This is a genomic window from Burkholderia sp. KCJ3K979, assembly GCF_016759955.1.
Taxonomy (GTDB): domain Bacteria; phylum Pseudomonadota; class Gammaproteobacteria; order Burkholderiales; family Burkholderiaceae; genus Burkholderia; species Burkholderia orbicola.
Window position 1 is genome coordinate 1 of the sequence record NZ_JACFYV010000233.1, and the last position, 9919, is coordinate 9919.

Consider the following 9919-nt stretch of genomic DNA (forward strand, 5'->3'; position numbering starts at 1 on the left):
GTGCCGAACCGCCACGACAGCGGGCCGGTCGGCCTCGGCCACGAAGTGCGCGTGCTGAAGGAGCCGCAGGTGTGGCTCGCGCTGCTGATGACGGTGCTCGGCTTCGGCGGCGTGTTCGTCGTGTTCACGTACATCGCGCCGATCCTCGAGACCGTGTCGGGCTACTCGCCGCGCGCGGTCGCGCTGATCCTCGTGCTGTTCGGCGCGGGGCTGACGATCGGCAACACGATCGGCGGCAAGCTCGCCGACCGCGCGCTGATGCCGTCGCTGATCGCGATCCTCGTTGCGCTGATGGCCGTGATGGCCGTGTTCGCGAAGACGAGCCACCTGCCGGTCGCGGCCGCCGTGACCGTATTCGTCTGGGGGATCGCCGCGTTCGCGACGGTGCCGCCGCTGCAGGCGCGCGTGGTCGAGAAGGCCGCGAGCGCGCCGCATCTGGCGTCGACGCTGAACATCGGCGCGTTCAACGTCGGCAATGCGGGCGGCGCGTGGCTTGGCGGCCTCGCGCTGGAACATGGCTTCGCGCTCGATGCGCTGCCGTGGGTCGCGGTCGCGGTGACGTTCGCGGCGCTGGTCGTCACGTGGCTCGCGATGCGGCTCGACACGCGCGGCCCGGCGCGCGGGGCCGCGCCGGCGGCGCAGTAAGCGGTCGCCACGACGCCTTGCGCGGCGACGCCATAGCGGCAGGAAAAGGTTCGCGAGAAACGTATTCCTCCGCGATGCTGATAACGGTGTGAAGATAACTTCGTTTGCCCGTGCCAGGCCGGGTGATAGCGTCTCGATACGCGCCAATGACCGGCGCAACCCGATTCCGGTTCCGGCTTACCCCTACGCAGGGCCGCGCAGCGGCCCGGAGGCAATGCTATGTCTTCATCCCTGGCGCTCGTGCGCGACGTGTCTTCCTTCGAGTCCGGCAATGCCGCCGACGGACGCGGCTCCGCGTCGCTCGACGTTCTCGAGCAGGTCGTCGGCGTGAACCTCGCGCGCTTGCGCGCCGAGCGGCAACTGTCGCTCGATGCGCTCGCGCGGCTGTCCGGCGTGTCGCGCGCGATGCTCGCGCAGATCGAATCGGCGCGCAGCGTGCCGTCGATCAAGGTGCTCTGCAAGATCGCGGCGGCACTGAAGGTGTCGGTCGCCGCGTTCCTGCGGCGCCACGCAGTGAACGGTTTCGAGCACCTGGCGGCCGAGCGCGCGTCGCGCGTGGTCAGCTCGAACGGCCGTTTCTCGGCGCGTGCGTTGTATCCGGAAGGCGAGCCGGCCGCGGCCGAATTCCACGAGCTGCGGATCGCACCGCTGCATACGGAGCCCGGCGCGCGCCGCGCGCCCGGCACGACGGTCAACCTGGTCGTCAGCGAAGGCACGCTCGAAGTCAGCGTGCACGACCGCCGCCAGCTGCTCGCGACCGGCGACGCGATCGTGTTCGACGCCGACCAGCCGTACAGCCTGCGCAACCCGGGCGACAGCGAAGCGCGTGCGTTCCGCGTGACGGTGAGCCCGGAGGTGCCGCCGCGCTGGCTCGTGCCCGACGCGGCGCACGCGGCCGTCAACTGATCGCGCGGGCCGCGCGGCGCGACTGCGTTCCCGGATGGTCGCGGGGTCGCGGAATCGCCCGCCGGCCGTTCGGGCGATGCCGTTAGACGGGGTCGTCAGTAAGGTTTTACCGGTAGTTGGCTGCGCGTCGTGCGCGGCTGTTGTATGCTTGGCCCGCCGGTGACGGGGCGTTCCCGTCCGGCAATCAGTGCGTCTTCAGGGCGGGGCGAAATTCCCCACCGGCGGTAGGCTGGCGTAAGCCGGCGAGCCCGCGAGCGCCCGCGCATCCGCGCGGGGTCAGCAGATCTGGTCGAATGCCAGAGCCGACGGTCACAGTCCGGATGAGAGAAGATGTGCAGATAGTCATGTCCGTCAGGGCCGCTTCGCGCTGCATGCGAAGCGGGTTGTCGTTCTGTCTGTTTGCAATGCCCTGAAACGTTTTTCGCCCTAATCGTATTTGCGAGGAGCGTTTCACATGTCCTTGATGTCCGTTTCGTCGGCGCCTGCCGACGCCTTTGCCGATCTCCCCCTGCTGGATGCCGAACCGGTGCCGCCGCGCATCGCCGCCGCGCTCGACGCGATGCGTGCCGGCCGCGCGGTCGTGCTGCAGGACGACCACGACCGCGAGAACGAAGCCGACCTGATCGTCGCCGCCGAGCGCATCACGCCCGAGACGATGGCGCTGCTGATCCGCGAGTGCAGCGGCATCGTCTGCCTGTGCCTGACCGACGACGCGGTGCGCGCGCTCGAACTGCCGCCGATGGTGCAGACCAACGAAAGCCGCAACGGCACCGCGTTCACCGTCTCGATCGAGGCGCGCGAAGGCGTGCATACCGGTGTGTCGGCCGCCGATCGCGTGACGACGATCCGAGCGGCGATCGCCGACGGCGCGAAGCCGCACGACATCGTGCGTCCCGGCCACGTGTTTCCGTTGCGTGCGCAACCGGGCGGCGTGCTGGCGCGCCGCGGTCATACCGAAGGCACGGTCGACCTGTCGATCCTCGCGGGCCTGAAGCCGGCCGGCGTGCTGTGCGAGCTGATGAATCCGGACGGCACGATGACGCGCGGCGACGATGTCGAGCGCTTCGCGCAACGGCACGGGCTGCCGATGCTGACGATCGCGGAACTCGTCGAGTTCCGCGAGGCGTTGGCGGCCGCGCGCGAACGCTGCTGCGAGCCGGCCTGAGCGAAGGACAGGCGGGCGCGTTCGCGCGCCCGTGGCGCGGCCGGATCGACCGATCCGGCCCGAATGACGATCAGGACTGCACGTCGCCGAATTCGCCGCGCATGCCGGCTTCGACGAGCGCCGGCAGTTCGTCCATCTTGCGCATGATCCGCGTGATGCCCATCGCGCGCAGCGCGTCCGCGTAGTTGTCGGGGATGTGGCTCGCGCCGACGAACGCGATCGTCTTCATCCCGGCCGCCCGTGCGGCATTCAGCCCCGAAATGCTGTCCTCGACGACGACGCAGCGCGCCGGCTCGACGCCGAGCGTGTGCGCCGCGTGAAGGTAGACGTCGGGGTAGGGCTTCGGCCGCGCGACCTGTTCGGAACTGAACACCCGCTCGCCGAAGATCTCGGTGAGCGACGCGCGCTTCAGCGAATTGCGCACGCGCACGAGTCGGCTGTTCGACACGACGGCAGCCGGCAGCGTGATCTTCAGCAGCGCGTCGCGCACGCCGCTGATCGGCGCGAGCGATTGCGCGAGCGCGATCTCGATGTTGTGCTCGATGGTCTCGATGAAGTTGGCGGGCATTTCGATTCCGAAGCGGGATTCGATGCCGGTGAGGAAGCGCGACGTCTGCTGGCCGAATGCCGACTTCGCGGCGGCTTCGAAATCGAGGTTCGGGAACGTGGCGGACAGCGTGTCGAGCAGCACGCGGTCGGCGATGACTTCGCTGTCGACGAGCACGCCGTCGCAGTCGCAGATGAGGTGATCGAGCATGGTGATGAAAATGCGGGATATCGGCGACGCCGATCGATTCGTCATCATACGTGCTTTCACGCGCATGCCGCGCGACGTGGCGGCAAATTTGCCCGATGCCGCCGTGGGGTCGCGGCAGGTCGTGCCGGGGCGCCGCCGCTCGCGCAGCGGCGGCTCGCTTGCCCGGATCGCGGCCGCCGTTTGCCGTGTCACAGCTCGATCACGCGCCCCGTTTTCCACGACGTCATCGCGGCTTCGGCCAGTTCGAGCGCGGCGAGCCCGTCGTCGATCGTCGTCCTGACCGGCGTGCCGTCGCGCAGCGCGTCGACGAAATGCGCGATCTCGGCCGCATACGCATGCCGGTAGCGTTCGAGGAAGAACGGCTCCGGCACGTCGGCCGCGATGCCGCCCGCGAGCCAGGCACTCACCTCGGTCGGCCGCACGTTGCCGGCCTGCAGCATCCCTTGGCTGCCGAGCAGTTCGAAGCGCTGGTCGTAGCCGTAGGCCGCGCGCCGCGACGTGTTGATCTGGCACAGCAATCCGCGCCGCGTGCGGATCGTCACGGCGGTCGAATCGATGTCGCCCGCGTCGTGCACGGCCGGATCGGTCAGGCAACTGCCCGTCGCGTGCAGCGTCTGCGCTTCGTCGCCGAGGATCCAGCGGAACACGTCGAAGTCGTGGATCAGCATGTCCTTGAAAATGCCGCCCGAGCTGCGGATGTAATCGGCCGGCGGCGCGCCCGGATCGCGGCTCGTGACGACCAGCATTTCCGGCGCGCCGATCTCGCCGTGCTCCACGCGTGCCTTCAGCGCCGCGAAGGTCGGGTCGAAGCGGCGCTGGAAGCCGATCATGCAGGTCGCGCCGGTGCGCCGCACGACGTCCGCGCACGCACGCGAGCGCTCGACGGTGAGGTCGACCGGCTTCTCGCAGAACACGGCCTTGCCCGCGTTCGCGGCCGCGATGATGAGGTCCGCATGCGTGTCGGTGCTCGATGCGATCACGACGGCCCGCACCGACGCATCGCCGAGCGCGCGCTCGACGTCGGCGACCTGCGCGTCGTGCGTGCGGGCGAGCGCTTCCGCCGACGGCGCATGCCGGTCGATCACGTACTTCAGTTTTGCGCCCGGATGGCGCGCGAGATTCGCCGCGTGGATCTTGCCGATCCTGCCCGCGCCGAACAAAGCGAATTCGATCATTCCGTTCTCCTGTGGATTCCGCTGGTTTACCGATGCACGGTCAGCATGGGGCGCGCGCCGTCATGACGGTCCGCTCAGCGATCCACCAGCTCGCCGCGCACGTAGTCGATGCTGGCGCGCAGCCGGTTCTCGATGTCGCCGGCTTCGGCGATTTCGTTCGCGAACGGCTCGAACGACAGCGCGCCGCGGTAGCCGCGCGCGAGCAGCTCGCGCAGTTGCCGGACGTTGCCGAGCCGGTCCGCGCCGCCGACCAGCACGCGGTGGCCGTCGCGCATCCGGTCGACCGGCAGGTCGGCGTCCTCGACGCCCGAGATGTGCACGAGGCCCGTCAGGTTCGGGAAGAAGATGTCCTCGCCGGCGAGGTGATGATGGAACGTGTCGTGCACGAGCCGGAACACCGGCTCGCCCGCCGCCGCGTAGATGCCCTTCACCGCGTCCGACTTGCGGCGCAGCGCGCATTCCTCGAAGCCGAGCGGTTCGATGAAGCCGAGCAGGCCGCGGGCTTCGAGGATCGGTTTCAGCGCCTTCAGCGCCGTGACGAGATCCGCATGGCGGGCGTCCGCGCTGCGCGTGTCGCCGTGGCTGTTGGTCGGGCACAGCACCAGCGCACGCGCGCCGCATTGCGCCGCGTAGTCGGCCAGCACGGTCGCTTCGTCCGCGCGCTCGGCGTTCCATTGCTCGAAGCGCTGCAGCGCGTTGATCGTCAGGATCGTCACGCCGCCGGCTTCGGCCGTCGCGCGGACGGCGGCCGCGGGCGTGCCATCGGCGAGCTCGACGCCGTCGAGATCGTTGCGGATTTCGATCGTGTCGACGCCAAGGCGCCGGCACAGCGCGACGTAGCGGTCGAGCGGCAAGCGCGGCGCGCTCATCCGGTTCAGCGAAAAGTGGAAGGTTTGCATCGTCGTTCTGTCCTTGAGGCTGGAGTGGGGCGGGTCCGAATCAGGTGCCGGTGCGCGCGGCAAGTGTCTGCCACGTGTCGCGCAGCCAGTGCGCGCACGCGACGTTGTTGTCGAAGATCGAATAGCGCGCGCCGCCGCCGTAGTCGGGAAACGGGATGAACTCGCAGCTGATCTGCGCGAGCAGCGGTGGCCGGGCGTGAGCCTGCGTTCGCAGCAACTGGCGCAGCGCGGCTTTCCACGTGTCCAGCGCATCCGCGCGCCATTCGCCGTGATACGCGCCCGGCGCGGGCGCGACGAACGGGTACTGGATGCCGCGGCCGGGGCTGCCGTCCGCGCGGCGCATCCAGCGGTTCTCGGGGTTGTTCGGCGTCACGCTGCGCGCATGCGCATGCCGGACCCAGCCGCGCGCGATCCAGTCGGCGTAGATCGCGGCGGGCGACGCCGGGTCGAGCAGCGCACGGCCACCGTCGGCCGATTCGCGCAGGCCCGATGCGTCGAGCTCGGCGCGGTTGCCGATCTTGAACAGCAGGTGCGAATGATCGAGCGTGATACGGAACGGCGCGCCGGCCTGCTCGACATGCCGCGCGACGCGCGCCACGCGCATGAAGTCCTCGCTCCACATGTCGACGTGCACTTCGAGGCTCGGCAGGCAGCCGACCGGTTCGCCCGATGCGTACGCACGCAGGTAGAAATCGGCGACTTCGCGGTCCGACAGCAGGTGGCCGTCCGCGTGACGCGCATGTAGCTGGCAGTTGAGCACCGTGCTGCCGAACCGCGCACCAGCGGCGACGATCTCGGCGACGTGCGCTTCGTCGCGGCCCGCGCACCAGATGCCGCCGATCACGCGGATCGGCAGCGCGTGGCGATCGACCAGCGCGAAATACGGCGACAGGTCCTCGCCGCGCGCCGGGTTCTTTTCGATGTAGTCGAACACGCCGGCAGCGGCGACCCTCCGGAAGCGTTCGGCGGGCGTGGGCGGCGGCAGCCCGTCGTGTTCGAGCACGCCGTCGAGGTTCACGCCGATGAGGATCGGTTCAGCCATCGTCTCCTGTCCGTTGTTGTCCGTGGATGGCTGATCAATGTACGGATGCGCGGCGCGGGCTGCATGACAAAGGTTGACGAAAAATCGCCCATGCCGCGGTCGATTTTTTCATCGTGCGCATGCGGTGCGCCGCACGGCGGGATTCACGCCTGCAGGTACGCGCTCGTCCTCACGTTCGCCGGACAGAACACGCGGAATTCGACCGGATCGTCCGGCGGCGGCTGTTCGACGATGCCGCACGCATGCAGCATGTGCTGCAGCGCGGAAATCGCCTGCCCGTCCGGGTCCTGGTCGATCGCGAGATCCATCGCGCCGGCTTCGATGAAGGTGCGGTGCAGGTCGATCATCTCGTGGCCGATCCACACCACGCGCCCGATCGCGCCGGCCTTGCGCAGCGCCGCTTCGATGCCGGCCGAACCGGCGCCGCTGTTGTAGATCGCGACCACGTCGTCGTGCGCCTGCAGCGCCTTCGACACCGCGCGGTAGCAGCGGTCGTCCTGGTCGAGCGTCTCGATCGGTTCATCGTCGCAGCGCACGGCGGCGAACGCGTCGGCGAGCTGGTCGCGGCAGCCGGCCATCCGGTCGGCGTGCGCGCGGTAGCCCATCCGGCCGCCGAGCAGCAGCACGCGGCCGGGGCGCGCGGCGAGGCGGCCGATGTAGTAGCCGGCCGTGCGCCCGGCGCGATAGTTATCGATGCCGGCGAAGTGCGCGCGGTCGATGCCGCCGATGTCGGTGACCATCGTGACGACGGTTTCGCCCCGCGCGATCGCGGCAGCCAGTGCGTCACGCACGCGGGCCGTGTCGTGCGCGGTGACGATCAGCGCCGCGCGCCGGTACGCGGGCCGTTCGATCAGCGCGGCGGCGCGCGCGTCGTCCGCGGCGGGCAGGATCGTCTGGTGCACGACCACGCGCCGGTCGAGCATCTGCAGCGAGCGCTGCAGCGCCTGCTGCAATCGTCGGAAGAACGGCGCGTCGGTGTCTGGCAGCAGCACGTCGACGTGGATCAACCCGTGCCGCGTGTCGGGCAACTGTCGCGGCACGCCGAGTTGCCGCGCGGCCGCCACCACGCGTTCGCGCGCCTGCGCGGAGACGCTGCCACGCTCGTTCAGCACGCGGTCGACGGTCGTCGTGCTGACGCCGGCGAGCGCCGCGATCTCGTCGAAGCGCGCGGTGCGCTTGCGCCAGCGCGGCCCGGATTCACCTGCCATGGTCGTCTCCATCATGAGGGTCGCCATCGATCGCGTGGCGTTGTCGGGAACGCTAAAGCGATGGCGAAATTTCGTCAACGTTTCGATTGAGGCGGGGCGGCCGGTCGCCTAATTTCGTTCCTGTGGCGAAGCGCTTGCCGCGCTTGCCGCGCACAAGAACCCCAGGAGACAGAAGTGGCCCAACCCGACGACCCGGCACGCGAACCCACGGCGGCGCGCCGTCAGGCATACCGAATGATCGGCGGCGCCGGCGAGCGCGCACACGCGGCCGGGCTCGTCAACGCCGCGTGGTACCGGTGCGCGGTGCCGCGGCCGCTGATGAAGCAGCTGATGCAGCGCGGCGATGCGCGGGCGATTCGCGACACGCTGATCTGGTATGCGGCGATCGCGATCGGCGGCGCGCTCGCGTGGCTGGCGTGGCGCGCGCATTCGGCGTGGGCGATTCCCGCGTTCTTCGTGTACGGCACGCTGTACTGCAGCCCGGCCGATTCGCGCTGGCACGAATGCGGGCACGGCACCGCGTTCCGCACGCGCTGGATGAACGACGTGCTGTACCAGGTCGCGTCGTTCCAGGTGTTCCGCCGCGCGACCGCCTGGCGCTGGAGCCATGCGCGCCATCACACCGATACGCTGGTCGTCGGGCGCGATCCGGAAATCGCCGCGCCGAAGCCGACCGACTGGCTCGCGCTCGCGCTGAACGTCGTCGCGCTGAAGCACGTGGCCGGCGAGCTGCGCAAGATGATCGCGGTGTCGTTCACCGGCCGGCTCGACGACGAGGAACGCACCTACGTGCCCGAGTCGGAATGGCCGAAGGTCGTGCGCGAGTCGCGCATCCATCTCGCGATCTACGCGCTCGTGACGGGCGCGGCGGTGTACTGGCACACGCTCCTGCCGCTGCTCTACATCGGGCTGCCGAGCCTCTACGGCGCATGGCTGTACCTGTACTTCGGCCTCACGCAGCACGCGGGCATGCCGGAGAACGTGCTCGATCACCGGCGCAACTGCCGGACCGTGATGATGAATCCGGTGTTCCGCTTCCTGTACTGGAACATGAACTATCACGTCGAGCACCACATGTTCCCGATGGTGCCGTTCCATGCGCTGCCGAAGCTGCACGAAGCCGTGAGGGCCGACATGCCGCCGCCGTACCGCAGCACGCTGGCGGCCTATGCGGAGATCGTGCCGGCGCTGGTCCGGCAGACGCGCGACCCGTCCGATTACGTCGTGCGGCCGGTGCCGGATGCCGCGCGCGCCTGACCGCTACCGAACCTCACAACGAAGGAGACACGCACCATGACGCAATGGATCGACACCGGCGCGCTCGACGACATCGACGACGAAGACGTCGCGCGCTTCGATCACGCCGGCCGCACGTATGCGATCTACCGGATCGACGGCGAGGTTTACGCGAGCGACGGTCTGTGCACGCACGAGCAGGTGCATCTCGCGGACGGGCTCGTGATGGATCATGTGATCGAGTGCCCGAAGCACAACGGCCGCTTCGACGTGCGCGACGGCCGGCCGCTGTCGGCGCCCGCGTGCGAGAGGCTGCGCACGTACCGCGCGAAGATCGAGGACGGCCGCATCCTGATCGAGGTATGACGCGATGACCAGCGACCGGGTGATGGCGATCGTCGGCGCGGGCCATGCCGGCGGCCGCGCGGCGCAGGTGCTGCGCGCGTCCGGCTGGCGCGGGCGCATCGTGCTGATCGGCGCGGAGTCGCATCCGCCGTACGAGCGGCCGCCGTTGTCCAAGGGCGTGCTGACGGGCGAGCGCGGCGCGGTGCAATGCCGGTTGCGCGATGCCGACGCATGGACGGTCGACCGCATCGAGCGGATCGTCGCGACCGTCGAGCGTATCGATCCGCACGCACGCGAAGTGCGCATGTCCGGCGGACACGTGTTCGGCTACGACGCGCTGCTGCTGGCCACCGGCGGCCGTGCGCGCCGTCTGGCCATTCCGGGCGCGGCGCTCGACGGCGTAGTCGCGTTGCGCACGCTCGACGATGCGGCGGTACTCGGCGCGCGGCTCGTGCCCGACGCGCGGATCGTGCTGATCGGCGGCGGTTTCATCGGTCTCGAAGTCGCGGCGTCGGCGCGTCGGCGCGGCTGCCGCGTGACC

11 protein-coding genes and 1 riboswitch are annotated in these 9919 nt (G+C 69.6%); of the genes, 6 read left to right on the forward strand and 5 right to left on the reverse strand.

Annotated elements, in window-relative coordinates; translation table 11 throughout:
- The 3 genes from H3O04_RS30405 to ribB all read left to right on the forward strand — a co-directional run.
- Positions 1–645 (forward strand): MFS transporter (locus H3O04_RS30405; protein WP_202589081.1); only part of this gene is annotated, 645 nt, incomplete at its 5' end.
- A gap of 219 nt (positions 646–864) precedes the next feature.
- Positions 865–1551, forward strand: a complete 687-nt coding sequence (locus tag H3O04_RS30410; protein WP_011546157.1) for a helix-turn-helix domain-containing protein — start codon at positions 865–867, stop codon at positions 1549–1551.
- A gap of 187 nt (positions 1552–1738) precedes the next feature.
- Positions 1739–1887: riboswitch (FMN riboswitch) on the forward strand.
- 118 nt (positions 1888–2005) lie between these two features.
- Positions 2006–2716: a 3,4-dihydroxy-2-butanone-4-phosphate synthase gene (ribB, locus tag H3O04_RS30415; protein ID WP_202589082.1), complete on the forward strand. Its 711-nt coding sequence runs from the start codon at positions 2006–2008 to the stop codon at positions 2714–2716.
- A 70-nt stretch (positions 2717–2786) separates the two neighbouring features.
- On the opposite strand, the gene H3O04_RS30420 is transcribed toward ribB, so the two are convergent.
- The 5 genes from H3O04_RS30420 to H3O04_RS30440 all read right to left on the reverse strand — a co-directional run bounded on the left by H3O04_RS30420 (position 2787) and on the right by H3O04_RS30440 (position 7797).
- The gene (locus H3O04_RS30420) at positions 2787–3473 is read right to left on the reverse strand and encodes an HAD family hydrolase (RefSeq protein ID WP_202589083.1); all 687 of its coding nucleotides are present in this window, start codon (positions 3471–3473) and stop codon (positions 2787–2789) included.
- A 188-nt stretch (positions 3474–3661) separates the two neighbouring features.
- Positions 3662–4648 (reverse strand): inositol 2-dehydrogenase, encoded by a 987-nt coding sequence (gene iolG, locus H3O04_RS30425; RefSeq protein ID WP_202589084.1) that lies wholly within the window; start codon positions 4646–4648, stop codon positions 3662–3664.
- A gap of 74 nt (positions 4649–4722) precedes the next feature.
- The gene (locus tag H3O04_RS30430) at positions 4723–5547 is read right to left on the reverse strand and encodes a TIM barrel protein (protein WP_202589085.1); all 825 of its coding nucleotides are present in this window, start codon (positions 5545–5547) and stop codon (positions 4723–4725) included.
- Between the two features lie 40 nt (positions 5548–5587).
- Positions 5588–6589 carry a xylose isomerase gene (locus tag H3O04_RS30435; protein ID WP_202589086.1) on the reverse strand — a complete coding sequence of 334 codons (1002 nt, stop codon included), beginning with the start codon at positions 6587–6589 and terminating at the stop codon, positions 5588–5590.
- Positions 6590–6732: 143 nt separating this feature from the next.
- The gene (locus H3O04_RS30440; RefSeq protein WP_202589087.1) at positions 6733–7797 is read right to left on the reverse strand and encodes a LacI family DNA-binding transcriptional regulator; all 1065 of its coding nucleotides are present in this window, start codon (positions 7795–7797) and stop codon (positions 6733–6735) included.
- Between the two features lie 174 nt (positions 7798–7971).
- Between H3O04_RS30440 and H3O04_RS30445 the strand changes: the two genes are divergently transcribed.
- From H3O04_RS30445 to H3O04_RS30455, 3 genes are all read left to right on the forward strand, one after another.
- Positions 7972–9054, forward strand: a complete 1083-nt coding sequence (locus tag H3O04_RS30445; RefSeq protein ID WP_202589088.1) for a fatty acid desaturase family protein — start codon at positions 7972–7974, stop codon at positions 9052–9054.
- A gap of 36 nt (positions 9055–9090) precedes the next feature.
- Positions 9091–9399, forward strand: coding sequence for a non-heme iron oxygenase ferredoxin subunit (locus tag H3O04_RS30450; protein WP_006477886.1), 309 nt, complete (start codon positions 9091–9093; stop codon positions 9397–9399).
- 4 nt (positions 9400–9403) lie between these two features.
- Positions 9404–9919: FAD-dependent oxidoreductase (locus H3O04_RS30455; protein WP_202589089.1), on the forward strand; the 516-nt coding region annotated here is incomplete at its 3' end.

Coding starts and splice junctions, on each gene's coding strand:
- H3O04_RS30435 (WP_202589086.1), bottom strand. CDS start 6,589: ATGGCTGAACCGATCCTCATCGGCGTGAACCTCGACGGCGTGCTCGAA.
- H3O04_RS30450 (WP_006477886.1), top strand. CDS start 9,091: ATGACGCAATGGATCGACACCGGCGCGCTCGACGACATCGACGACGAA.
- H3O04_RS30410 (WP_011546157.1), top strand. CDS start 865: ATGTCTTCATCCCTGGCGCTCGTGCGCGACGTGTCTTCCTTCGAGTCC.
- iolG (WP_202589084.1), bottom strand. CDS start 4,648: ATGATCGAATTCGCTTTGTTCGGCGCGGGCAGGATCGGCAAGATCCAC.
- ribB (WP_202589082.1), top strand. CDS start 2,006: ATGTCCTTGATGTCCGTTTCGTCGGCGCCTGCCGACGCCTTTGCCGAT.
- H3O04_RS30440 (WP_202589087.1), bottom strand. CDS start 7,797: ATGGCAGGTGAATCCGGGCCGCGCTGGCGCAAGCGCACCGCGCGCTTC.
- H3O04_RS30420 (WP_202589083.1), bottom strand. CDS start 3,473: ATGCTCGATCACCTCATCTGCGACTGCGACGGCGTGCTCGTCGACAGC.
- H3O04_RS30430 (WP_202589085.1), bottom strand. CDS start 5,547: ATGCAAACCTTCCACTTTTCGCTGAACCGGATGAGCGCGCCGCGCTTG.